Source organism: Mycobacterium terramassiliense, from assembly GCF_900157385.1.
GTDB lineage: Bacteria > Actinomycetota > Actinomycetes > Mycobacteriales > Mycobacteriaceae > Mycobacterium > Mycobacterium terramassiliense.
On record NZ_LT717701.1, the window covers coordinates 2,504,944 to 2,526,789 of the forward strand.

23 protein-coding genes, 1 tRNA gene and 1 pseudogene are annotated in these 21,846 nt (G+C 68.9%); 17 read left to right on the forward strand and 8 right to left on the reverse strand.

Going from position 1 to position 21,846, the window contains the following annotated elements; all coding sequences use genetic code 11:
- The first annotated feature begins 6 nt into the window (after positions 1 to 6).
- The 3 genes from recO to MTAB308_RS26430 are packed head-to-tail and all read left to right on the forward strand — an operon-like array spanning position 7 to position 2,109.
- A complete protein-coding gene (recO, locus tag MTAB308_RS26420; protein WP_077104831.1) occupies positions 7 to 804 on the forward strand; it encodes a DNA repair protein RecO in 798 nt (265 codons plus the stop codon).
- Positions 797 to 1,681 carry a decaprenyl diphosphate synthase gene (locus MTAB308_RS26425; RefSeq protein WP_077103585.1) on the forward strand — a complete coding sequence of 295 codons (885 nt, stop codon included), beginning with the start codon at positions 797 to 799 and terminating at the stop codon, positions 1,679 to 1,681. The genes recO and MTAB308_RS26425 overlap by 8 nt, the downstream gene beginning before the upstream one ends.
- Positions 1,681 to 2,109 (forward strand): hypothetical protein, encoded by a 429-nt coding sequence (locus tag MTAB308_RS26430; RefSeq protein WP_077103587.1) that lies wholly within the window; start codon positions 1,681 to 1,683, stop codon positions 2,107 to 2,109. The genes MTAB308_RS26425 and MTAB308_RS26430 overlap by 1 nt, the downstream gene beginning before the upstream one ends.
- Here the strand turns inward: MTAB308_RS26430 and MTAB308_RS26435 are convergent.
- The 3 genes from MTAB308_RS26435 to MTAB308_RS26445 form a co-directional block, all read right to left on the reverse strand.
- Positions 2,106 to 3,095, reverse strand: coding sequence for an alpha/beta fold hydrolase (locus MTAB308_RS26435; RefSeq protein ID WP_077103589.1), 990 nt, complete (start codon positions 3,093 to 3,095; stop codon positions 2,106 to 2,108). The two genes, MTAB308_RS26430 and MTAB308_RS26435, sit on opposite strands and share 4 nt — an antisense overlap.
- A 158-nt stretch (positions 3,096 to 3,253) precedes the next feature.
- Positions 3,254 to 3,646 (reverse strand): Fur family transcriptional regulator, encoded by a 393-nt coding sequence (locus tag MTAB308_RS26440; RefSeq protein WP_077103592.1) that lies wholly within the window; start codon positions 3,644 to 3,646, stop codon positions 3,254 to 3,256.
- The gene (locus MTAB308_RS26445) at positions 3,643 to 4,020 is read right to left on the reverse strand and encodes an ArsR/SmtB family transcription factor (RefSeq protein WP_425436359.1); all 378 of its coding nucleotides are present in this window, start codon (positions 4,018 to 4,020) and stop codon (positions 3,643 to 3,645) included. Before MTAB308_RS26445 ends, MTAB308_RS26440 begins: the two co-directional genes overlap by 4 nt.
- Positions 4,021 to 4,255: 235 nt before the next feature.
- Between MTAB308_RS26445 and MTAB308_RS26450 the strand changes: the two genes are divergently transcribed.
- The 8 genes from MTAB308_RS26450 to MTAB308_RS26485 all read left to right on the forward strand — a co-directional run bounded on the left by MTAB308_RS26450 (position 4,256) and on the right by MTAB308_RS26485 (position 10,663).
- Positions 4,256 to 5,647 (forward strand): glycine--tRNA ligase, encoded by a 1,392-nt coding sequence (locus tag MTAB308_RS26450; RefSeq protein WP_077103596.1) that lies wholly within the window; start codon positions 4,256 to 4,258, stop codon positions 5,645 to 5,647.
- A 402-nt stretch (positions 5,648 to 6,049) separates the two neighbouring features.
- Positions 6,050 to 7,222 carry a PPE family protein gene (locus MTAB308_RS26455; RefSeq protein WP_077103599.1) on the forward strand — a complete coding sequence of 391 codons (1,173 nt, stop codon included), beginning with the start codon at positions 6,050 to 6,052 and terminating at the stop codon, positions 7,220 to 7,222.
- A gap of 81 nt (positions 7,223 to 7,303) precedes the next feature.
- Positions 7,304 to 7,600, forward strand: a complete 297-nt coding sequence (locus tag MTAB308_RS26460; protein ID WP_077103601.1) for a WXG100 family type VII secretion target — start codon at positions 7,304 to 7,306, stop codon at positions 7,598 to 7,600.
- A 29-nt stretch (positions 7,601 to 7,629) separates the two neighbouring features.
- Complete coding sequence (locus MTAB308_RS26465) at positions 7,630 to 7,914, forward strand: WXG100 family type VII secretion target (protein WP_077103603.1); 285 nt, start codon at positions 7,630 to 7,632, stop codon at positions 7,912 to 7,914.
- A gap of 239 nt (positions 7,915 to 8,153) precedes the next feature.
- Positions 8,154 to 9,356, forward strand: a complete 1,203-nt coding sequence (locus MTAB308_RS26470; protein ID WP_077103606.1) for a PPE family protein — start codon at positions 8,154 to 8,156, stop codon at positions 9,354 to 9,356.
- 342 nt (positions 9,357 to 9,698) lie between these two features.
- The gene (locus tag MTAB308_RS30515; protein WP_077104833.1) at positions 9,699 to 9,959 is read left to right on the forward strand and encodes a hypothetical protein; all 261 of its coding nucleotides are present in this window, start codon (positions 9,699 to 9,701) and stop codon (positions 9,957 to 9,959) included.
- Positions 9,960 to 10,031: 72 nt separating this feature from the next.
- A complete protein-coding gene (locus MTAB308_RS26480) occupies positions 10,032 to 10,328 on the forward strand; it encodes a WXG100 family type VII secretion target (protein WP_066914021.1) in 297 nt (98 codons plus the stop codon).
- Positions 10,329 to 10,378: 50 nt separating this feature from the next.
- Positions 10,379 to 10,663 carry a WXG100 family type VII secretion target gene (locus MTAB308_RS26485; RefSeq protein WP_077103603.1) on the forward strand — a complete coding sequence of 95 codons (285 nt, stop codon included), beginning with the start codon at positions 10,379 to 10,381 and terminating at the stop codon, positions 10,661 to 10,663.
- 109 nt (positions 10,664 to 10,772) lie between these two features.
- Here MTAB308_RS26485 and MTAB308_RS26490 read toward each other — a convergent pair whose 3' ends face one another.
- The gene (locus tag MTAB308_RS26490; RefSeq protein WP_077103608.1) at positions 10,773 to 12,758 is read right to left on the reverse strand and encodes a TPM domain-containing protein; all 1,986 of its coding nucleotides are present in this window, start codon (positions 12,756 to 12,758) and stop codon (positions 10,773 to 10,775) included.
- A gap of 51 nt (positions 12,759 to 12,809) precedes the next feature.
- On the opposite strand from MTAB308_RS26490, the gene MTAB308_RS26495 reads away from it, so the two are divergent.
- The 3 genes from MTAB308_RS26495 to dnaG are packed head-to-tail and all read left to right on the forward strand — an operon-like array spanning position 12,810 to position 16,642.
- Positions 12,810 to 14,093 carry a deoxyguanosinetriphosphate triphosphohydrolase gene (locus MTAB308_RS26495; protein ID WP_077103610.1) on the forward strand — a complete coding sequence of 428 codons (1,284 nt, stop codon included), beginning with the start codon at positions 12,810 to 12,812 and terminating at the stop codon, positions 14,091 to 14,093.
- Between the two features lie 9 nt (positions 14,094 to 14,102).
- Positions 14,103 to 14,702, forward strand: a complete 600-nt coding sequence (gene sodC / locus MTAB308_RS26500; protein WP_077103612.1) for a superoxide dismutase[Cu-Zn] — start codon at positions 14,103 to 14,105, stop codon at positions 14,700 to 14,702.
- Positions 14,703 to 14,728: 26 nt separating this feature from the next.
- Positions 14,729 to 16,642 (forward strand): DNA primase, encoded by a 1,914-nt coding sequence (gene dnaG, locus MTAB308_RS26505; RefSeq protein ID WP_077104834.1) that lies wholly within the window; start codon positions 14,729 to 14,731, stop codon positions 16,640 to 16,642.
- On the opposite strand, the gene MTAB308_RS26510 is transcribed toward dnaG, so the two are convergent.
- Positions 16,617 to 16,895, reverse strand: a complete 279-nt coding sequence (locus tag MTAB308_RS26510; RefSeq protein WP_077104836.1) for a hypothetical protein — start codon at positions 16,893 to 16,895, stop codon at positions 16,617 to 16,619. The two genes, dnaG and MTAB308_RS26510, sit on opposite strands and share 26 nt — an antisense overlap.
- Positions 16,896 to 17,025: 130 nt before the next feature.
- Here MTAB308_RS26510 and MTAB308_RS26515 point away from each other — a divergent pair.
- A tRNA-Asn gene (locus tag MTAB308_RS26515) sits at positions 17,026 to 17,101 on the forward strand.
- Positions 17,102 to 17,259: 158 nt separating this feature from the next.
- A complete protein-coding gene (locus MTAB308_RS26520) occupies positions 17,260 to 17,871 on the forward strand; it encodes a muconolactone Delta-isomerase family protein (protein WP_077103614.1) in 612 nt (203 codons plus the stop codon).
- A 179-nt stretch (positions 17,872 to 18,050) separates the two neighbouring features.
- Here the strand turns inward: MTAB308_RS26520 and MTAB308_RS26530 are convergent.
- Positions 18,051 to 19,630, reverse strand: a pseudogene (locus MTAB308_RS26530) (NAD-dependent malic enzyme).
- Here MTAB308_RS26530 and MTAB308_RS30040 point away from each other — a divergent pair.
- Positions 19,563 to 19,706, forward strand: coding sequence for a hypothetical protein (locus MTAB308_RS30040; RefSeq protein ID WP_245831581.1), 144 nt, complete (start codon positions 19,563 to 19,565; stop codon positions 19,704 to 19,706). The pseudogene MTAB308_RS26530 and the gene MTAB308_RS30040 overlap by 68 nt on opposite strands.
- 54 nt (positions 19,707 to 19,760) lie before the next feature.
- On the opposite strand, the gene cysE is transcribed toward MTAB308_RS30040, so the two are convergent.
- Together cysE and cysK are read right to left on the reverse strand one after the other, a co-directional pair.
- The gene (gene cysE, locus MTAB308_RS26535; protein ID WP_077103616.1) at positions 19,761 to 20,444 is read right to left on the reverse strand and encodes a serine O-acetyltransferase; all 684 of its coding nucleotides are present in this window, start codon (positions 20,442 to 20,444) and stop codon (positions 19,761 to 19,763) included.
- A gap of 2 nt (positions 20,445 to 20,446) precedes the next feature.
- On the reverse strand, positions 20,447 to 21,379 hold the full coding sequence (cysK, locus tag MTAB308_RS26540; RefSeq protein ID WP_077103618.1) for a cysteine synthase A: 933 nt from the start codon (positions 21,377 to 21,379) through the stop codon (positions 20,447 to 20,449).
- Positions 21,380 to 21,846 lie beyond the last annotated feature (467 nt).

Here is a 21,846-nt window from a genome sequence, read left to right on the forward strand (position 1 = left end):
ATGGTGATGCGGCTATATCGAGACCGAGCTGTGGTGTTGCGTCAGCACAAGCTCGGCGAAGCCGACCGGATCGTCACCCTGCTGACCCGCGACCATGGCCTGGTTCGCGCGGTGGCCAAGGGCGTGCGCCGCACCCGCAGCAAATTCGGCGCGCGGCTGGAGCCGTTTGCCCACATCGACGCGCAACTGCACCCCGGCCGCAATCTCGACATCGTCACCCAGGTCGTCTCCATCGACGCGTTCGCCACCGACATCGTCAGCGACTACGGCCGGTACACCTGCGGGTGCGCGATGCTGGAAACCGCCGAACGCCTCGCCGGCGAGGAGCGGGCGCCCGCCCCGGCGCTGCACCGGCTCACGGTGGGCGCGCTGCGCGCGGTGGCCGACGGGCGCCGGCCCCGCGACCTGTTGCTGGACGCCTATCTGCTGCGCGCCATGGGCATCGCCGGATGGGCGCCGGCGCTCACCGAGTGCGCCCGGTGCGCCACACCCGGTCCGCATCGGGCGTTTCACGTCGCCGCCGGGGGCAGCGTCTGCCCACATTGCCGCCCGGCCGGCTCGACCACCCCGCCGCCGGGCGTGCTGGAGCTGATGGCCGCGCTGCACGACGGGGACTGGGAGGCCGCCGAGGCGTCGCCGCAATCGCACCGCGGCTACGTCAGCGGACTGGTGGCCGCGCACCTGCAATGGCATCTGGAACGGCAGCTCAAAACGTTGCCGCTGGTAGAGCGGACATACCAGGCCGACCGCACCATCGCCGAACGGCGCGCAGCGCTGATCGGGCAGGATACTGCCTGTGGCTGAGCGCAAGCCGAGGGCGACCGACTTCCCGCAGCTGCCCCCCGCGCCCGATGACTACCCGGTCTTTCCCGACAAATCGACCTGGCCCGTGCCCTTCCCGGAGCTGCCGCCGTCCGCCGGCGGCGGCCCGCGCCGCCCCCCGCAGCACACTTCCAAAGCGGCGGCGCCCCGGATTCCGGCCGACCGACTGCCCAACCACGTGGCCATCGTGATGGACGGCAACGGCCGCTGGGCCACCCAGCGCGGGCTCAGCCGGACCGACGGCCACCGGGCGGGTGAGGCCGTCGTCATCGACATCGTCTGCGGCGCAATCGAAATCGGCATCAAGTGGTTGAGCCTTTACGCGTTTTCCACCGAGAACTGGAAGCGTTCGCCCGATGAGGTCCGCTTCCTGATGGGCTTCAATCGCGACGTGGTGCGCATGCGCCGGGTCAACCTCAACACGATCGGCGTCCGAATCCGGTGGGTCGGTTCCCGGCCCCGCCTGTGGCGCAGCGTGATCAACGAATTGGCGATCGCCGAGGCGATGACGAACGGCAACGACGTCATCACCGTCAATTACTGCGTGAACTACGGCGGCCGCGCCGAGATCACCGAATCCGCAAGGGAAATAGCACGTTTGGTGGAGGCGGGCAGGCTGAAGCCCGACCGGATCAGCGAGTCGACGATCGCCCGTCACATGCAGCGGCCCGACATTCCCGACGTGGACCTGTTCCTGCGGACGTCGGGGGAGCAGCGGTCCAGCAACTTCATGTTGTGGCAGGCGGCCTACGCCGAGTACATCTTTTCCGACAAGCTGTGGCCCGACTACGACCGCCGCGACCTGTGGGCGGCGTGCGAGGAATACGCGGACCGCAATCGACGGTTCGGGAGCGCCTGATGCCGTCACTGCAGGAGCGGCTGGCTTCGGTACTGCGCGACGCCCTTCCCATCGACGAGGAGCCCGACGGCGCGCTGACGTTGCGCCACAACGGCACGCTGGCCTCGTTGCGGGTGGTCAACATCGCCGAGGGCCTCGACCTGGTGTCGCTGACGCAGATCCTGGCCTGGGATCTCCCGCTGACCAAGAAGATCAGCGACCAGATCGCCAAGCAGGCGCACGAGAGCAACTTCGGCACCGTCACGCTGGTCGAGAAGGTCAACCAGCCTGCGGTGCAACGCAATTCCGGGAAGGGGGCGGCCAAAACCGCGGACGTGATGTTGCGCTACAACTTTCCCGGCGGCGGCCTGACCGACGACGCCCTGCGTACCATGGTCCTGCTGGTGCTCGACACGGGCGCCCAGATACGCCTTTCGCTGACGGGCTAGGACACCGCCGCTTTCCTCGGGTCGGCGGCCAGGTCCTCACGGCCACCGGTCCGCAGCAGCGCGGGCATCGTGTCGGGGTCGTAATCGGCCGCTCGGGTCGAGTCGACGAACCGTTCGACGACCTCGACGAAGCGGTCGGGGTGGTCGTGGAATGGCATGTGCCCGGAGTCCTCGAAGATCTCGATGCGCGAACCGGGCATCGCGGCGTGCGCGGTGTGCGCGTGGTCCACCGGGATGATCAGATCGTCTTCGCCCCAAATGATCTGCACCGGCACGGATTTCACGAGGTAACTGCGGTCCAGCATGGTGACGTATTGGCCGCGCGCGTCCACCACCGACCGCAGGGTGCGCGCGAACGCCGCCAGCCCGTCGCGGTCCAGGAAGCCTTCGAGCAGATCGACGACCTCGGCGGCGTCGCGCCCGAACCTGGTGGAACCCAGCATTGTCTGCACGGCGCGGCCGACGCGCCGGATCGTGGGCATCACTCCAGGAGCGCGCAGCACGCCCAGCGCCTCGGCGCCCAGCGGCATCGCGGCCAACCGCAACGCCAGGCTCACGTCCTTGGCGACGCCGCCGGCGCTCACCAGCACGATGCGCTCCACCAGCTGGGGGTATTGATAGGCGAATTGCATCGCGACGCCGCCCCCGAACGAATGCCCGACGACGGTGACGCGGTCGATGCCGAGCACGGCGAGCAGGTCACGCATGCCGTTGGCGAAGGCGGGCAAGGAGTAGTCGGCGTGCGGCTTGTCGGATTCGCCGTGGCCCAGCAGATCCGGCGCGATCACCGTGAACCGTTGCGCCAGCTTGGCGTGCACCGTGTCCCATGACCTGGAGTTGTCGCCGACGCCGTGGATCAACAGCAGGGCCGGTCCCGACCCGGCGATCCGGAAGGCGCGGCGGTAGCCGTGGATCGTGCGGAACTGCAGTGACGGGGCCTCGACCTCGCGGACCGGCCGCAGGTGGGGCGATAGTTCCTTGCGCATCGTGCTCACTTCCCTTGAGGTGTTGTCTCGGCCCGTGGGCCACTCATGGGTAGGAGCACGCGGCGGACGCGTGTCGGACACTTTTTCAGAAGATTCTTTCCGCGCTGCCGCGCTGCGGCGCTTCCGCGCTGCCGCGCTGCGGCGGGCGGCGGGTCAGCCTAGGAGCGGCACTGGGCGCAGGTTCCAAAGATCTCGATGGTGTGGCTGACATCGGAGTAGCCGTGCTTGGCGGCCACTTGCTCTGCCCATTCCTCGACCTCGTGGTCACCCACCTCGATGGTGGAACCGCAGCATCGGCAAACCAGATGGTGGTGGTGATGTTCCGAGCACCTGCGGTAGACCGACTCGCCGGTGTCGGTGCGCAGCGTGTCGACCATGCCCGCCATCGCCATCGACTGCAGCGTCCGGTACACCGTGGTCAGGCCGATGTTCTCGCCGCGGCGGCGCAACTCGTCGTGCAGCTCCTGGGCCGAACGGAATTCGTCCAGGGTCTCGAGCAGTGTGGCGATCGCGGCGCGCTGGCGGGTGGCGCGCACGCTGGCGCCCGTCATGGTGTGTCCTCGCTCGCGTGGGCGACGGCGTCGACGACGACGTGCGCCAGATGGTGGTCGGCGAGCCGATACAGCACTTCGCGGCCGGACCGCTCGCCGGCCACCACGCCCGCCGCCTTGAGGATCTTCAGATGCTGGCTGACCAGTGGCTGCGGCACGCCGAGCGCGTCGACCAGTTCGTGCACGCAGCGGTGCGATTCGCGCAACTGCAGCACGATGGCGATCCGCACGGGCGCGGCCAGCGCGCGCAGCAGCTCGCCCGTGGCATCGAGGATCTCCCGCGGGGGTGGGACGGGATATTCGGGAAACTGCTCGTGTTGGCCCGGACCCGCGCCGCCGTGCACGTGGGCCGGCACCGTCAGCTCCGATCCCATCTCGGCGCCGGCGGCGGCCGGCGCCGAAGACGTTGAGGACGTCGCCATGGGAGAGTGATCACCTCGAGAACAGCCGGGTAGTGGAGGGCCCGTCGCGGGAATCACGATCAGCCACTTCCCACTGTCACATGCGTGATGACGCATGTCAAAGACCGCGGCGCCGGTCGATACCATGACTGATGTTTTGCGAGCGGCGCTTCGCCGCCGCCCCATCCACCCGGATCTTCGAAAGGGAGTGCACAGCCCCGTGGCGTCCGTCATCGACACCGTAGTCAACCTGGCCAAACGGCGGGGTTTCGTCTTTCCCTCGGGCGAGATCTACGGTGGCACCAAATCGGCGTGGGACTACGGTCCCCTGGGCGTCGAGCTCAAGGAGAACATCAAGCGCCAGTGGTGGCGCGCGGTGGTCACCGGCCGCGACGACGTGGTCGGGCTCGACTCGTCGATCATCCTGCCCCGGCAGGTGTGGGTGGCCTCCGGTCACGTCGAGGTCTTCCACGACCCCCTGGTCGAATCGCTGATCACCCACAAGCGCTACCGCGCCGACCACCTCATCGAGGCGTACGAGGCCAAACACGGGCATCCGCCGCCCAACGGGTTGGCCGATATCCGCGACCCCGAGACCGGCGAGCCCGGCAAGTGGACCGAGCCCCGCGAATTCAACATGATGCTCAAGACCTACCTCGGACCGATCGAGACCGAGGAGGGGCTGCACTACCTGCGTCCGGAGACCGCGCAGGGCATCTTCGTCAATTTCGCCAACGTGGTGACGACCGCGCGCCGCAAGCCGCCGTTCGGCATCGGGCAGATCGGCAAGAGCTTCCGCAACGAGATCACCCCCGGCAACTTCATCTTCCGAACCCGCGAGTTCGAGCAGATGGAGATGGAGTTCTTCGTGGAGCCCTCGACGGCGAAGGAATGGCATCAGTATTGGATCGACACCCGGCTGCAGTGGTACGTCGACCTTGGCATCGACCCGCAGAACCTGCGCCTCTATGAGCACCCCCAGGACAAGCTGTCGCACTACTCGGACCGCACCGTCGACATCGAGTACAAGTTCGGTTTCGTCGGCAATCCGTGGGGCGAGCTGGAGGGCGTCGCCAACCGCACGGACTTCGACCTGTCAACGCACGCAAAGCATTCCGGGGTCGACCTGTCGTTCTACGACCAGGTCGCCGACGCCCGCTACACGCCCTACGTCATCGAACCCGCGGCCGGTCTGACGCGGTCGTTCATGGCGTTTCTCGTCGACGCCTACAGCGAGGACGAAGCCCCCAACGCCAAGGGCGCGATGGAAAAGCGGACCGTGCTTCGGCTCGACCCCCGGCTGGCGCCCATCAAGGCCGCGGTGCTGCCGCTGTCGCGGCACGCCGACCTGAGCCCCAAGGCCCGCGACCTGGCCGCCGAATTGCGCAAGTGCTGGAACATCGATTTCGATGACGCCGGCGCCATCGGGCGCCGGTACCGGCGCCAGGACGAGGTCGGCACGCCGTTCTGCGTGACCGTCGACTTCGACTCGCTCGAGGACGACGCCGTCACCGTGCGCGAGCGCGACGCCATGACCCAGGATCGGATTGCGATCGGCGCCGTCGCCGAGTACCTGGCCGTGCGCCTGAAGGGCTGCTAGGCGCCCCTTCCGTAAACGGTTATTTCAATTGTGGTCTTTGCGTAATCACCGATAATTGGCCGAATTAATTGGGCCCTCAAATTGCACGCGAATTGCTGTTGAGGATTCTCGAGAATTTGCCATTGCAATTCTGCGGAGCGTCCGGGCGACGCGGGCGCCGCGGGCGGCAATCCTCGCTGCTCCGACGGCCTATGCTCGACGGTCTGCGAGGTGGCGGCAAAGCCGTTTTCGGATTGGATCAAGTTTGCGTTTTGATCCGGTCAAGTTTGCGTTCTCGATCGATTCAAGTTTAGAAAAATCTGCGGCTTTTCCGTGGTTTTTGCCTTACGATCCGGCCGTGATGTGTGTTGATTTCCGGGGGGCAACGAGGGCTCTGGCACGGTCCGCCGCTCGGAGCTCCTGATGGTTCTCGATTTTTCCTGGTTGCCGCCGGAGATCAATTCGGCGCGGATATTCGCCGGCGCGGGTTCGGGCCCTTTGTTCACGGCGGCGTCGGCCTGGGACGGCTTGGCGTCGGACCTGTCGGGAGCGGCGTCGTCGTTCAACTCGGTGGTGAGCGGCCTGACCAATGGGTCGTGGACAGGCCCCTCGGCGGCCGCCATGGCGGAGGCGGCGGCGCCGTACGTGGGGTGGTTGAACTCAGCGGCGGTGCAGGCCGGGGCCGCAGCGGCTCAGGCCCGCGCGGCGGCGACGGCGTTCGAGTCCGCGCGGGCGGCGACGGTGCCCACCCCGGCGATCGCCGCGAACCGCGCCCAGCTGATGGCGCTGATCGCGGCGAACATCCTGGGCCAGAACACTCCGGCGATCTTCATGACCGAGTTCGAGTACATGGAGATGTGGGCCCAGGACGTGGCCGCGATGGTCGGCTATCACAGCGGGGCCATGGGGGTGGCCGCGGCGTTGCCGGCGTTCAGCCTGCCGCCGGTGAGCCTGGCGGGCCTGACAGGCTTGCTGACGTCGGTGGGGGGTGCGATTGCCGCTCCGCTGGCGCCGGTGACGTCGGTGGTCGGGCCCGCAGTATCGCAGGTGTCGGGCCTGGCTTCGGCGCTGCCGGTGTCGTCACTGCAATCGGTCGCCCAGGTCGTGATGATGCCGGCGAGCATGATGATGTCGCCAATCATGATGGCGGCCCAAGCGGGCATGAGCGCGCATCCGGCACTGGCCAGCGCCACCGACGTCGGGGCCGCTGCGCCGAAATTCGTCAGCGACGCCGCTCCCGCGGGGATGAGGCTTGGCGGCGGCGCGGGCGGCCTGGGCGGCGGCCTGGGCGGCGCGTCCGCGAATTTGGGCGGGGCGCGGCTGGTCGGGGCGATGTCGGTGCCGCCGACGTGGCAGGGGTCAACGCCGGCCCGGATGGTCAGTGCGGCGATGTCGGGGCTGGGCGGCGAGATGCCCGGCGCGGCCGCCGCGGCGGCCGGGGCACCCGCGGGCGGCGGGATGCCGTTCATGCCGATGCCGATGGGCGGCATGGGGGCCGGCGCCGGGATGCCCGGCGGAATGATGGGCCGCGGCGGGGCCAGCCCGAATGTCGTGCAGTCGCGGCCCAGCGTGGTGCCGCGCATCGGAGTCGGATAGGGCGGGGGTGATAGGTCGGGGCTGTGCGTTGGGCGCCGCAGCGGCGCCTAACTTCGATTTGTTTACGGAAGGAGTGGGGTAATGGCTACTCGGTTTATGACCGATCCGCACGCGATGCGGGCGATGGCAGGTCGTTTCGACGTACATGCGCAGACTGTTACGGATGAGGCGCAGCGGATGTGGGCCTCGTCGCAAAACATTTCCGGCGCCAGCTGGAGCGGGGCGGCGGAGGCGACGTCCTACAACACCATGGGTCAGATGAACCAGGCGTTTCGCAACATTGTGAACATGCTGCAGGGTGTGCGTGACGGGCTGATCCGCGACGCGAACAACTACGAGCAGCAAGAGCAGGCTTCCCAGCAGATTCTGAGCAGTTAGCGGCTTCAGGGCGTTAGGAGATTTGTGCGATGACAATTAACTATCAATTCGGCGATGTGGACGCCCACGGCGCGACGATTCGCGCCCAGGCGGCGTCGTTGGAGGCCGAGCACCAGGCCATCGTTCGCGATGTGCTGGCCGCTGGTGACTTCTGGGGCGGCTCCGGTTCGGTGGCTTGCCAGGAGTTCATCACCCAGTTGGGTCGCAACTTCCAGGTGATCTACGAGCAGGCCAACTCCCACGGCCAGAAGGTGCAAAGCGCCGGCAGCAACATGGCCAGCACCGACAGCGCGGTCGGGTCCAGCTGGGCCTGACCAGCCATCCAAGGGCGTGGGTGACACCCCGGTGTTACCCACGCCTGAGGCGTTCGAAGGCATCGCTACGCCCCCGCGGGTGACCAGAGCCGGTCCCCGACGCGAATTCAATGCCACCATGGGTTGGACGGTTTGGTGAAACCCCTGATTTTTGAGGGGCGAAGGACTTAGGATCGGCTCGTGGTGTCTGTTGATCGTTGGACTGTGCCGTTGATGCGGCTGGCTGGCTTGGGGGTGTGATGGTTCCCGCTTTTACGTTCTTCCCGCCGGAGATCAACTCGGCGTTGATGTTCGCCGGGGCGGGTTCGGGGCCCTTGTTCATGGCGGCGTCGGCCTGGGACGCCTTGGCGACTGACCTGGCGGGTGCGGCGTCGTCGTTCCAGTCGGTGGTCTCCGGGTTGACCGACGGGCCCTGGGCGGGTCCGGCGTCGATGTCCATGGCGGCCGCGGCGACGCCCTACGTGGGGTGGTTGAGCGCGGCGGCCGGGCAGGCGGAGTCGGCGGGCCTGCAGGCGCGCACCGCCGCGACGGCGTTCGAGTCCGCGCTGGCGGCGACGGTGCCCACCCCGGCGATCGCCGCGAACCGCGCCCAGCTGATGGCGTTGATCGCGACGAACATCCTGGGCCAGAACACGCCGGCGATCTTCATGACCGAGTTCGAGTACATGGAGATGTGGGCCCAGGACGTGGCCGCGATGGTCGGCTATCACGGCGGGGCCATGGGGGTGGCCGCGGCGTTGCCGGCGTTCAGCCTGCCGCCGGTGAGCCTGGCCGGCTTGACGGGGCTGTTGGCGGCGCCGCTGACCGGCGTGGGCTCGCAGGTCGCCGGATTGGCGACGTCGGTGGCGGGCGTGAGCGGATTGTCGGGCATTACGGCGGTGGCTGGCAGTGCGGTGTCGCAGGCGGCCTCCCTGGCCTCGGCGGCGCCGATTTCGTCGCTGACGACGGTGGCCCAGGTCGGAATGATGCCGGTGAGCATGATGATGTCGCCGATCATGATGGCGGCCCAAGCGGGCATGGGCGCGTCGAATTCGGCGGCGCTCGCCGGTGCGACGGGCGCTGCGGGCGCCGTCGATCCGGCGAAATTCGTCAGCAGCGCGGTTCCGAAGGGGCTTGGCGGCGGCATCGGCGGCCTGGGTGGCGCCGAGGCCGGTCTGGGCAAGGCGCGGCTGGTCGGGGCGATGTCGGTGCCCCCGACCTGGCAGGGCTCGGCGCCGTCCCGGATGGTCAGCGCGGCGATGTCGGGCATGGGCGAGATGCCGGCCGGCGCGGCCGCGGCCGGGGCGCCGATGGGCGGCGGCATGCCGATGATGCCGATGCCGATGGGTGGCATGGGCGCCGGCGCGGGCATGCCCGGCGGGATGATGGGCCGCGGCGGGGCCAGTCCGACCCATGTGGTGCAGTCGCGGCCCAGCGTGGTGCCGCGGACCGGGGTCGGATAGGTCGTCGGAAAGGGCAGGTGATACGCCGGGCCGCGAGTCGGCGGCCCCAGGGGCCCGGGTCTGTGGCCATCCCGCGGTTGCGTCATGCGGAGCGTGCCGCTCTCACCCGGATTCCGTCATCGGTTTCGCCCGGGATCGTGCGCTGTTTCTAAAAGAGGCGAAATCGCTGAATCCCGGATATTGTCCTCAGAATTGACTTACGATGCGAAGTGCCTGGTGGCGATCGATTCGCCGCCGGGTTCGAAGATGAACGAAACGGCTGTGGAAGGGGGCACCGTGCTTTTGCCTCTTGGTTCCCCGCTGCCGGACGATGCGGTGTCGGCAAAGCGAGGCGAGTCGGGGATGCTCGGCGGCTTATCGGTTCCGCTGAAGTGGGGGGTGGCTGTTCCCCCGGACGACTACGACCATTGGGCACCGGAGCCGGAAGAAGGCGCCGATGCAACCGCGCAGGCGGCCGACGGGCTCAACCCGGAGGCGACCGGCGACGGCATGGACGAGTGGAACGAGTGGGCCGAATGGAGTGAGTGGCAAGCCGAGGCGGAACCTCGCTTCGACATGCCGCGTACTACCAGCGTGGTACCGACCTCGCCGGCGGCGGGCTGAGGTTTCACGCGTGATCCAAGACCAACCTGTATGAGAAATCCAGGAAGTTAAATCCAGAAGGAGAAAGGCAACATGGCAACACGTTTTATGACCGACCCGCACGAGATGCGGGCGATGGCGGGCCGTTTTGAGGTCCACGCGCAGACCGTTGAGGACGAGGCTCGCAAGATGTGGGCGTCGTCGATGAACATCGCCGGTGCCGGCTGGAGTGGCCAGGCGCAGGCGACCTCCTACGACACCATGGGTCAGATGAATCAGGCCTTCCGCAACATCGTGAACATGCTGCACGGTGTGCGTGACGGGCTGATCCGCGACGCCAACAACTACGAGCAGCAAGAGCAGGCTTCCCAGCAAATCCTCGGCAGCTAGCCCAACGGCGCTGTCGCCTAAGACTTTTCACGACTTGAAAGGACGTAAACATGACCATCAATTACCAATTTGGCGACGTCGACGCCCACGGCGCGACGATTCGCGCCCAGGCGGCGTCGTTGGAGGCCGAGCACCAGGCCATCGTTCGCGATGTGCTGGCCGCTGGTGACTTCTGGGGCGGCTCGGGTTCGGTGGCTTGCCAGGAGTTCATCACCCAGTTGGGTCGCAACTTCCAGGTGATCTACGAGCAGGCCAACTCCCACGGCCAGAAGGTGCAAAGCGCCGGCAGCAACATGGCCAGCACCGACAGCGCCGTCGGGTCCAGCTGGGCCTAGCGGAGACCGGCTGACGGCGGCGCGCCGCCGTCACCGTTGAGTAGTGCAACACCGACCCCCGGGCACTGGGTGCCCGGGGGTCGGTTTGTACTCGGTTTGTCTCTAGTGATCAGAACCGGCCGCCGCCGCCCATCAGGCCGCCGCCGGATGAGCCGGACGAGCCGAACGAGGTGGGGCTCCAGCCGCCGAACCCCCCGCGCATCGCTCCGCTGAGCACGTTGCCGATGATGATCCCGCCGATCATGGCGCCGCTGTCGCCGCCGCCGCGGCCGGCGTAGACGCGCTGGGCCTGCTGCACGTCGGCATTCGCCAGGGCCTGCGCCTGAGCGGCCAGCGTCGACGCCGCGTTGGCGTGCGCGATCGCCTCGGCCAGGTTGGTCGCCCTCTTGTCCTGCGCGGCCTGCAGGTGTCGTCCGGCTTCGGCGAGCCGGGTCCGGGCCTCGGCGCCGATGCTGCCCCGGCGGGTGTCGATGTATTCGGAGACGCCGCGCACCCGCGCCTGGGCGGTGAACAGCGCCTGCTCGAACGACCGGTTGAGCCGTTCGGCGTCGGCCTGCTCCTGGGCCACGGCGTCCAGGACGCGATCGAGGTCGGCGCCGGCCTTGGTCAGCCGGGCGAATGCGCCGAGGGGATCGGCGGAGCCGCCGGTGCTGCGCGAATAGTCCAACGCCCCGGTCGCCGCGTCGCGGGCCGCCGTCAGCTCGGCCGTATGACCCGACGCCGCGCTCGGCACGTTCTTCAGCTGGTCGTCGGCGCGCTTGACGGCCGCGCGGATGTCGTCGACGACCGTCGGCAACGCCGCGATGGCGTGCCTGATGTCCGTGGCGGCGTTGTCGATCGCATCCAGCAGCGCTCGGGCTTGCCCGAGCGCCGATTCGGCGGCGTGGTAGGCATCCACCAATCCCGTCTGCTTCCCGATTTCGACGCGGCCGGCCAGATCACGGGCGGTAGTAATGTTGCGGTCGGCGAACGCCAGCCGCTCCTTGGTGCCTGCGACGTTGCCGGACACCGAAGTCAGTGCCGTAGCGTCGAATTCGGCGCGCAACTCGGCCAGCCGGCGTTCGGCGGGGTCGATGCGGCTGGTGAGTGCGACGTACTGTTCGGTCAGCGCGTCCAGCCGCGACGGGGCGTTGAGCACCAGATCCCGCAGCTTTTCGAATGCCTCCGTCTGTGATTCGAGTTCGCGGTCGGCGCGTGCCGCCGAGACGATCACCCGGGTCAGCAGTTCGCGGCGTTGCACGGGCGTCTCGGGCGTGCCGTCGTCAAGCTGGTGACGAACGGTAAAGGCTTGCGACAACGCCGCTTTGGCGTTATTGACCGCTTCGGTAAACGGTTGGGTGCGCTGGTCGCCGAACTCGTCGATCGCCAGGGCCAGCTCGTTGGCGCTGGTGCGCACCGCGTTGTCGACGTCGACCACCATCGAGCGCGACAGCTCGTCGAGGGCCTCCAGCGGCACGGCGGCCAGCGCGGTGGCGTCGGTGGGGTCGACGCGCCGCGCCGCGGCCAGCGCGGCGGCGCGCCGCCGGCGACGGCGATAGCGCATCACCACCAGCAGGGCCGCGACGGCAACGGCGATGGCAAGCAACGCGACCAGCAGGTAGACGCGGCCCGACGACGGTGGCGCGGTGTCGAGCCCGCTGGCCGCGGCGATCGCGGCACCGCTGAAGTCGCCGTTGTGCAGGGCGGGTTCAATCCTGTTGCGGCGCAACTGGTCAACTTGGCCGGCCTTGACGCTCTTGATCGCGGACGGGACGAAGAACGCGTACGCCCGGCCCGTGGTGGCCACGGCCAGCAGCGCGTCGTAGTCGCCGAGCTCGCTGACGCTCCTCGTGCGCCGTGCCCAGTCCTCCGCGTTCTGCCCCGAGAAGTTGTCGACGTAGACCACCCATAGTCGGATGTGGCGATCGGCGTACAGCTTGTCGGTGGCCGACGTCACCGCGGCGCGGCCGGAATCCGACAAAACCTTCGCGCTGTCGGTGACCTGATCCGGCAGGGGAAACGGCGGTTGCGCGCCGCCCGGCGGCGCCAGCAGGAGTGCCCCGCACAGACCCGCGAGGACCGCCAGCATCACGCCGAGCAGGCGAGCAGTGCGCATAGGTCAATGTAGCCCGGCTTCCCTGGCAGACTGTGCTTCGGTGATTAACAGGTGACCACGCGACAGCAAGACCCATACGACGACTTCGACCGCCAGCGGCCGGTGCGCGAAGCGCCGAAAACTGCGGGTCTGCCGGGCACGGAAGGCCAGCACCGCACCGACTTCGCCCGCGACCGGGCCCGGGTCCTGCACAGCGCCGCGCTGCGCCGCCTGGCCGACAAGACGCAGGTGGTCGGGCCGCGGGAAGGCGACACCCCGCGCACCCGGTTGACGCACTCCCTGGAGGTCGCCCAGATCGGGCGCGGAATGGCGGTGGGGCTGGGCTGCGACCTCGATCTCGTGGAGCTCGCCGGCCTGGCCCACGACATCGGCCATCCGCCCTACGGGCACAACGGCGAGCGCGCGCTCGACGAGTTCGCGGCCGCCCACGGCGGCTTCGAGGGCAACGCGCAGAATTTTCGGATCCTCACCAGCCTCGAGCCCAAAGTGCTTGACGAGCAAGGAAACAGCGCGGGGCTGAACCTCACTCGGGCCGCGCTGGACGCGGTCACCAAATACCCGTGGACCCGCGATGAGGGACGGGGCATGGGCAGACGCAAGTTCGGCTTCTACGACGAGGACCGCGAGCCGGCGGCCTGGGTTCGTGCCGGCGCACCGGCGCACCGGACGTGCCTGGAAGCCCAGGTCATGGACTGGGCCGACGACGTCGCCTATTCGGTGCACGACGTCGAGGACGGCGTGGTCTCCCAACGCATCGACCTGCGGGTGCTCGCCGACGACGACGAGGCGGCCGCGCTGGCCAAGCTGGGGGAGAGCGAATTCTCGCGGGTCAGCGCCGACGACTTCATGGCCGCCGCGCGCCGGCTGTCGGGCCTGCCCGTGGTCGCCGCGGTCGGCAAGTACGACGCCACGCTGGCGGCGTCGGTCGCGCTCAAGCGCCTGACCAGTGAATTGGTGGGCAGGTTCGCCTCGGCCGCCATCGCGACCACCCGCGCGGTCGCCGGCCCCGGGCCGTTGGTGCGCTACCGCGCCGACCTGGCGGTGCCCGACCTGGTGCGCGCCGAGGTCGCCCTGCTGAAAATACTGGCGCTGCAGTTCATCATGTCCGACCCCCGGCACCTGGAAACCCAAGCCCGGCAGCGCGAACGCGTGCACCGGGTGGCGCACTGGCTGTACGCCGGGGCGCCCGGAACGCTCGACCCCGTGTACGCCGCGGCGTTCACCACCGCGGCCGACGACCGGGCCCGGCTGCGGGTCGTCGTCGACCAGATCGCCTCCTACACCGAGGGCCGGCTGGAGCGCATCGATACGAGCCCGACGACGGCAAAGCGTTAGGCTTCCGTCATGACCAAACTCGCCGCCGCCGTTCTGCTGTCGCTGCCCGTCGTGGCCGTGACGGCCTGCAGTTCGCCCCAGCACGCGACCAGCCAGACCGGCACCACGCCCCCGGTCCAGAGCGCTTCCCCGGGCACATCGACGGCGTCGAGCCCGGCGCCCGCCGCGGGAACGCTCACCGCGAACCTGAAAACGGCCGACGGGAAGGAAGTCGCCACGGCCACCTTCGATTTCAGCAACGGCTATGCCACCGTGACGGTCAAGACCGTCGCCGCCGGGATCCTGGCGCCCGGCTTCCACGACATGCACGTGCACGCGGTCGGCAAGTGTGAGCCCAACTCGGTTGCCCCGACCGGGGGCCCGCCCGGAAACTTCCTGTCCGCCGGCGGGCACTTCCAGGCTCCCGGGCACACCGGGATGCCCGAGAGCGGCGACCTGACCATGCTCGAGGTCCGCCAGGACGGTTCGGCGTATCTGGTGACCACCACCGACGCGTTCACCAAAGACCAGCTGCTGGCGGGCGACAAGACCGCCCTGATGATCCACGGCGCGCAAAACACCGACGGCGCGATGGATCGGATCGCGTGTGGGGTCATCGGGGCGAGCTGACGCAGCCGGCGTCCTACACTGGGCCGATGGCCGGCCGGATCTCTGATCGCGATATCGCCGCCATCCGCGAACGGGCCCGCATCGAGGACGTCGTCGGCGACTACGTGCAGTTGCGCCGCGCCGGCGCCGATTCGCTGAAGGGCCTGTGCCCCTTCCACAACGAGAAATCGCCGTCCTTCCACGTCCGCCCCAACCACGGCCACTTCCACTGCTTCGGCTGCGGCGAGGGCGGCGACGTGTACGCGTTCGTCCAGAAGATCGAGCACGTCAGCTTCGTCGAGGCGGTCGAACTGCTCGCCGACCGGGTGGGCCACACCATCAGCTACACCGGCCCGGCCACCAGCGTGCAGCGCGACCGCGGCAGCCGCAGCCGCCTCGTCGCGGCCAACGCGGCCGCGGCCGAGTTCTACGCGGCGGCGCTGGAGTCCGACGAGGCGGCGCCGGCCCGCCGCTACCTGGAGGAGCGGAACTTCGACGCCGCGGCGGCCCGCCACTTCGGCTGCGGGTTCGCCCCCTCCGGGTGGGACTCGCTGACCAAACACCTGCAGCGCAAGGGTTTCGAGTTCAAGGAGCTGGAGGCGGCCGGCCTGTCCCGGGAGGGGCGCCGCGGCCCGATGGACCGCTTCCACCGGCGCCTGTTGTGGCCCATCCGCACGTCGGCGGGCGAGGTGATCGGGTTCGGGGCCCGCCGGCTGTTCGACGACGACCCGATGGAAGCGAAGTACATCAACACGCCCGAGACCCTGCTGTACAAGAAGTCGGCGGTGATGTTCGGCATCGACCTGGCCAAGCGCGACATCGCCAAGGGCCACCAGGCCGTCGTCGTCGAGGGCTACACCGACGTGATGGCGATGCACCTGGCCGGGGTCACCACCGCCGTCGCCTCGTGCGGCACCGCGTTCGGCGACGAGCACCTGGCCATGCTGCGCAGGCTGATGATGGACGACAGCTTCTTTCGCGGCGAGCTGATCTACGTCTTCGACGGCGACGCGGCCGGTCGCGCCGCCGCGATCAAGGCGTTCGGCGGCGAGCAGAACCTGGCCGGACAGTCCTTCGTCGCCGTCGCACCGGATGGCATGGACCCCTGTGACCTGCGGCTGAAGGCTGGCGACGCCGCGCTGCGCGACCTGGTCGCGCGGCGAACGCCGTTGTTCGAGTTCGCCATTCGCACCACGCTGGCCGAAACGGACCTGGACAGTGCCGAGGGCAGGGTCACCGCGCTGCGCCGGTGCGTGCCCATGGTGAGCCAGATCAAGGACCCCACGCTGCGCGACGAGTACGCCCGCCAGCTCGCCGGCTGGGTCGGCTGGGACGACGTCCCGCAAGTCATCGACCGCGTGCGGACTGAGGCCAAAAAGTCCAGGTCCCCGGTTCGGGCGGGCCCCGGAACAGACCGGCCCCGGCGACCCGAGCGCCAGCCGGCGGCCCCGGCCGAGGCCGCCGCCCGTCCCGACCCGCGCGATCCCATCCTGTGGCCGCAGCGGGAGGCGCTCAAGTCGGCGCTGCAATACCCGGCGCTGGCCGGCCCGGTGTTCGACACCCTCCCCGTCGAGAGCTTCACCCATCCCGGCTACGCGGCTGTGCGCGCGGCCATCGAGGGCGCGGGCGGCACCTCCACCGGGCTGACCGGGGGGGAGTGGATCGACGCGGTGCGCCAGCGGACCACATCGGCGCTGACCGCGGGGCTGATCAGCGAGCTGGGGGTGGAGTCCGTCGCGGTCGACGAGGAGAAGCTACCGCGCTACATCGCCGGGGTGCTGGCCCGCCTGCAGGAAGTCTGGATGGGCCGGCAGATCGCCGAGGTCAAGTCCAAGCTGCAGCGCATGTCGCCGATCGAGCAGGGCGACGAGTACCACGCGCTGTTCGGCGACCTGGTCGCCATGGAGGCCTACCGGCGCAGCCTTTTGGAGCAGGCTAGCGGGGACGATCTGACGGTGTGAGGGCCGGCTCGGCGGGCCGCTCCTCACCTCGGTCCATGACAGCCGTCTGCTCGTCGATCTCGGCCAGCGTCACGAATCCGGCATCGGGTGAGATCCGGTTGGCGACCTTGCGGCGGCCCCCTTCGATCATCGACTTGGTCATGGGACTGCTGGTCAGGGCGCGATAAGTGCCGACGATCTGCTCGTATCGGCGACGCCCGGCCTTGGAGCCCAGCACGTAACCCAGTCCCAGCACCACGACATACCGGATCAAAGCGTTCCTCCCGACGATCGATGACTCCATCCTGCCTCACTCGGGCGGGTGCGTGCGCGGTCGATCGCCGTATCCTGCTAGTTGGGCGCGGTCAAACCAGTACGCTAGAGTCGTCCCGCGATCGTGTTGATCCCCTGTAGCTCAATTGGCAGAGCGTTCGGCTGTTAACCGATAGGTTCCTGGTTCGAGTCCAGGCGGGGGAGCCAAGGGCCCTGCGTGTGCGTCCAGGGGCGGCAACATCGCCCGGACCCAGCCACCGGCCCACACTCGCCTTGCAGGATTTAACCTCCCCGCGACCGCATGGCGTCCGCTGGCGCCCGACGCACCGTGAATTTACTGTGAGCACAGCTCAATAGGAGGGTTCATGGAATTCCTCGTCACCATGACCACGCAAGTGCCGAAGGGAACCCCGGCGGACGTCGTCGACGACGTCCGGGCGCGCGAGGCCGCCTGTTCCCGCGAGCTGGCCGCGCGCGGCATCCTGTTGCGCCTGTGGCGACCGCCGCTGCAGCCCGGCGAATGGCGCACTCTTGGCCTGTTCGCGGCCGACCACGAGGACCAACTCGAGGAGGTGCTCGCCTCGATGCCGCTGCGGATCTGGCGCACCGACCGGGCGACGGTGCTGACCGCTCACCCGAACGATCCGGCCGGGCGCGCGGAGCAGGGCCCGGGCGGGGCCGCGGAGTTCCTGACGACGATCACCATCGGCGTCCCGCGCGGCGTCGCGCCGGACGTGGTCAGCGACGCCGTGTCCCGGGAGGCCGAGCGAGCCCGCGAGCTCGCCGACCATGGGCACCTGGAACGGCTGTGGATGCTGCTGCCCAAGCCCGGGGAGCCCCGCGCGCTGGGGCTCTGGCGCGCCCCGGACGCCGAGGGAATGGAGGCGATCCTGGAATCGCTACCGCTGCGCCCGTGGATGGGCGTGGAAACCACACCGCTGACCGCGCATCCCAACGACCCGGCGGGCGCCTGGTAGCGGTCGCCACCATGGGCCAGTGGCGATCGCGAGGGCGGCGGTGCCGGGCGAGGCGGGTCGCCACCATGGGCCAGTGGCGATCGCGAGGGCGGCGGTGCCGGGCGAGGCGGGTCGCCACCATGGGCCAGTGGCGATCGCGAGGGCGGCGGTGCCGGGCGAGGCGGGTCGCCACCATGGGCCTAGTCGTAGACGGGCCGCCACATGGTGTCGAGGACGGCCTGCCGGACGTCGGGGTGGGTGCTGGTGGCCACCCCGTCGTCGACGGCGGCGTGATAGACCGCCTCGGCGACCGCCGCGGAAATGTCGCGCAGGTTCCGCACATCCGGCAACAAAGAGTCGCTGGCATTGGTCGGATTAGCGTGGCGCACAATGGCTCTCGCCGCCGCCTGCAGCATGCCCGGGGTGACCAGCCTGGCCCGGGCGACGATGATGCCCAGCCCGATCCCGGGGAACACCAGCACGTTGTTCGCCTGGCCGATGGTGTAGGTGGTGCCGTCGTAATCGACCGGGGCGACCGGAGTTCCGGTGGTGATCAGCGCCCTGCCCGCCGACCACCGCAGCACGTCGGCCGGCATGGCCTCCATGCGGGACGTGGGGTTGGACAGCGGGAAGATCATCGGCCGCTCGCAGGATGCGGTCATCGCCTCGATGACCTGCTGGTCGAACGCGCCGAACACCGTCGACGAGCCCAACAGAATGGTGGGTGACGCCAGCTTGATCGCGTCCACCAGGCCGACGCGAGCGCCGGCACCCACACCCAGCCGTTGGCGGTTCTTGGCGTAGGGCACCTGAAAATCGCGCAGGTCGTCCATGTCGTCGAAGAGCAGGCCCTGCTTGTCGATCGGCCAGATCTGCGACGCGGCCTGCTCGGCGGTGGCGCCGTCGGCGATCATCGCGTCGCGGATCTGGTCGGCCACGCCGATCCCCGCGGTCCCGGCGCCGAAGACGATCACCTTCTGGTCGCGCAGCGGGACCCCGGTGACATGACACCCGCCGTACACCGCCGCCACGACCACCGCGCCGGTGCCCTGCACGTCGTCGTTGAACACGCAGTAGCGGTCGCCGTAGGTGTGCAGGATCCGGCGGGCGTTGAGCGGCCCGAAGTCCTCGAAATGCAGGATCGCGTGCGGAAACATTTGGTGCGCGGTCTCGATGTAGCGCCTGATGAATTCGTCGTACTCCTCGCCGCGGCGCCGGGCGTGGCGATTGCCGAGATAGAATGGATCCTGCAGCAGCTGTTCGTTGTCGGTCCCGACATCGAGTGACACCGCCAGGCAACGGCGGGGATCGATGCCGCCGCCGGCGGTGTAGAGCGCCAATTTGCCCACGGCGATTTGGATTCCGCTCACGCCCCAATCGCCGATCCCCAAAATGGCTTCGGCGTCGGTACATACGATCAGGTCGACATCGTCGGGCCCCAAACCAGGTGCGGAACGCCTCGGCGATCTCGTCCGGCTCGTCGATGCTCAAGAAAAGCCCACGCTGCCCGCGGTATTCGTCGGAGAAGCGTTGAATGGCCTCACCGACCGTGGGCGTGTAGACCACCGGCATCAGCTCGGTCAGATGGTCCTCGAGTACCTTGTAGTACAGCAGCTCGTGGCGGTAGTGCAGTTGCTCGAGGAGCAGGTTACGGCCCAGATCCGTTGCCAGGCTTTGCAATTGGTGCCACACCCGGTCGGCTTGCTCGTCGAGTGAGCACCGCCGACGGAAGCCTGCCGGTGAGCCCCAACCGTCGTCGCTGCTCGTGGGTGAAGCCCACCCCGCGATTCAGGCTCGGGGCGGCCAGCGCCGCCGGGATCCGCGGCGTGCAGGGATCGCTCATCACGCCACCGTAGCGCCGATTCCGGTTAACGCACCTTGAAGAACATCCGAAGGCCCGACACGCAAACTCAGATGGAGAAGTCCTCGCCGTGCCACACCCCGGCCTCGGGGGGCCGGATCACCCGGCCATTTTGCTGCCCGTCGTTCTGCGCCTCCAGCTTGGCCACCCTCGTGAGCAGGGACTGCAGGCTGACGCCGACGAGGTCGGGCATCATCGAGTCGTCGGGGGTGCCCCGTCCGGCGCGGCTAATGACCTGGCCGGGGACGCCGACCACCACCGAGCCCGACGGCACCGGCTTGACCACCACGGCGTTGGCGCCGATCCGGCTGTCGTCGCCGATCTTGATCGCGCCGAGGACTTTGGCCCCGGCGCCGATGGTCACCCGGTCGCCGACGGTCGGGTGGCGTTTTCCGGTCTCCGCGCCGCTGCCGCCGAGGGTGACGCCGTGATACATGTGGACGTCCTCGCCCACCTCGGCGGTTTCCCCGATCACCACGCCGGTCGCGTGGTCGATGAACAGGCCCGGCCCGAGGACGGCACCGGGGTGGATGTCGACACCGGTGACGATGCGGGTGAATTCCGCCAATGTCCGCGCGGACACCCTGGCGCCGCGCCGCCACAGCCAGTGGCTGATCCGGTGGCTCCAGATCGCGTGCACGCCCGGGTAGGCGAGGACCACCTCCAGCGTGGTGGGCTTGGCGGGGTCCCGTTCCCTGGCCGCCCGAATGTCCCGACGTATGGCCGCGAGCATGGTCAGTCGGCCAGGTCGGCGAACAGGGGCGTGCTCAGGTAGCGCTCACCGAAGCTGGGCAGCACGACCACCACGAGCTTGCCGGCGTTCTCGGGCCGGCGGGCGACCTGCAGGGCCGCCACCACGGCCGCCCCGGATGAGATGCCGGACAGCAATCCCTCCTCGCGGGCCAGCCGCCGCGCCATGGCGAGCGACTCCTCGTTGCCGACGGCGACAACCTCGTCGACAAGGTCCATGTCCAGCACCGGCGGGACGAATCCGGCCCCGATGCCCTGGATGGGGTGGGGTCCCTTCTGGCCACCGGACAGCACCGGGGAAGCGGCCGGTTCCACCGCGACGAACTGCGCCGACGGCTTGCGCTCCTTGATCACCTGAGCGACACCGGTGATGGTGCCGCCGGTGCCGACGCCGGCCACGAAGATGTCGACCTTGCCGTCGGTGTCGCGCCACACCTCCTCGGCGGTCGTCGCGCGGTGGATCGCCGGGTTGGCCGGGTTCTCGAACTGCTGGGGCACGAAATACCGCTGGTCGGTCTTGGCCAGTTCCTCGGCCTTGGCGATCGCGCCCGGCATGCCCTCTGCCCCCGGGGTCAGCACGAGGTCGGCGCCGTAGGCGCGCAGCAGCATGCGCCGTTCGGTGCTCATGGTGTCGGGCATGGTCAGAACGCACCGGTAGCCGCGCGCCGCGCACACCATCGCCAGCGCGATTCCGGTGTTGCCGCTCGTCGGCTCGAGGATGATCGTGTCGGGCTTGATCAGGCCGGCCTCTTCGGCGGCGTCCAGCATCGCGACCCCGATGCGGTCCTTCACGCTGTTTGCCGGGTTGAAGGACTCCAGCTTGGCGACGACGTCGGCGACGGCGCCTTCGGTGACCCGGCGCAGCCGGACCAGAGGCGTGTTGCCGATCAACTGGGTGACGTCCTCGGCGATGCTCATCAAACTTCCTTAGGCGGTGTCGGTTCGGGTTGGTACGGGGCTCGTCGGCTACCCGGAATTACGAATTCGATGGCCTTTTTCTTCCTGGGCAAACGCGCGATGCCGGTCTTCAACGTCAGAAGCCGTCAGGAATCAACAACAACAACGACAACAAGAATCCACGGCGGGGCGGCGCGTAAGGGCGAGGCGCGGCGATGTGGCCTGTTGCATAGGCCCCACTATAGGACATCCGTGCATTGCGTCGGTTTGCCCGACCCCGCGCTGCGCCCCTCTACCCAGGCTTTTTCACCTCGCCGGAGCGTGCGGGGGCAAGTCTCGGCCGGGGTGGGCGCGCGGCTTGGGCGCCTTGCTCAAAAGGCGCGGCCGCCCGACGCAGCGCAGGAGGCAATCGACGGGTAGCCCGCCTTTCACACCCGCAGGGGCTTGGGCGTCGCGCCCGCGGCGGTGGGCCGGGCGCCCAGCTTGTC

Excerpts from the sequence above, each read along its gene's own strand:
- recO (WP_077104831.1), top strand. The coding sequence starts at position 7 with ATGCGGCTATATCGAGACCGAGCTGTGGTGTTGCGTCAGCACAAGCTC.
- MTAB308_RS26430 (WP_077103587.1), top strand. The coding sequence starts at position 1,681 with ATGCCGTCACTGCAGGAGCGGCTGGCTTCGGTACTGCGCGACGCCCTT.
- MTAB308_RS26435 (WP_077103589.1), bottom strand. The coding sequence starts at position 3,095 with ATGCGCAAGGAACTATCGCCCCACCTGCGGCCGGTCCGCGAGGTCGAG.
- MTAB308_RS26440 (WP_077103592.1), bottom strand. The coding sequence starts at position 3,646 with ATGACGGGCGCCAGCGTGCGCGCCACCCGCCAGCGCGCCGCGATCGCC.
- MTAB308_RS26445 (WP_425436359.1), bottom strand. The coding sequence starts at position 4,020 with ATGGGATCGGAGCTGACGGTGCCGGCCCACGTGCACGGCGGCGCGGGT.
- MTAB308_RS26455 (WP_077103599.1), top strand. The coding sequence starts at position 6,050 with ATGGTTCTCGATTTTTCCTGGTTGCCGCCGGAGATCAATTCGGCGCGG.
- MTAB308_RS26460 (WP_077103601.1), top strand. The coding sequence starts at position 7,304 with ATGGCTACTCGGTTTATGACCGATCCGCACGCGATGCGGGCGATGGCA.
- MTAB308_RS26465 (WP_077103603.1), top strand. The coding sequence starts at position 7,630 with ATGACAATTAACTATCAATTCGGCGATGTGGACGCCCACGGCGCGACG.
- MTAB308_RS26470 (WP_077103606.1), top strand. The coding sequence starts at position 8,154 with ATGGTTCCCGCTTTTACGTTCTTCCCGCCGGAGATCAACTCGGCGTTG.
- MTAB308_RS30515 (WP_077104833.1), top strand. The coding sequence starts at position 9,699 with ATGCTCGGCGGCTTATCGGTTCCGCTGAAGTGGGGGGTGGCTGTTCCC.
- MTAB308_RS26480 (WP_066914021.1), top strand. The coding sequence starts at position 10,032 with ATGGCAACACGTTTTATGACCGACCCGCACGAGATGCGGGCGATGGCG.
- MTAB308_RS26485 (WP_077103603.1), top strand. The coding sequence starts at position 10,379 with ATGACCATCAATTACCAATTTGGCGACGTCGACGCCCACGGCGCGACG.
- MTAB308_RS26490 (WP_077103608.1), bottom strand. The coding sequence starts at position 12,758 with ATGCGCACTGCTCGCCTGCTCGGCGTGATGCTGGCGGTCCTCGCGGGT.
- sodC (WP_077103612.1), top strand. The coding sequence starts at position 14,103 with ATGACCAAACTCGCCGCCGCCGTTCTGCTGTCGCTGCCCGTCGTGGCC.
- dnaG (WP_077104834.1), top strand. The coding sequence starts at position 14,729 with ATGGCCGGCCGGATCTCTGATCGCGATATCGCCGCCATCCGCGAACGG.
- MTAB308_RS26520 (WP_077103614.1), top strand. The coding sequence starts at position 17,260 with ATGGAATTCCTCGTCACCATGACCACGCAAGTGCCGAAGGGAACCCCG.
- cysE (WP_077103616.1), bottom strand. The coding sequence starts at position 20,444 with ATGCTCGCGGCCATACGTCGGGACATTCGGGCGGCCAGGGAACGGGAC.
- cysK (WP_077103618.1), bottom strand. The coding sequence starts at position 21,379 with ATGAGCATCGCCGAGGACGTCACCCAGTTGATCGGCAACACGCCTCTG.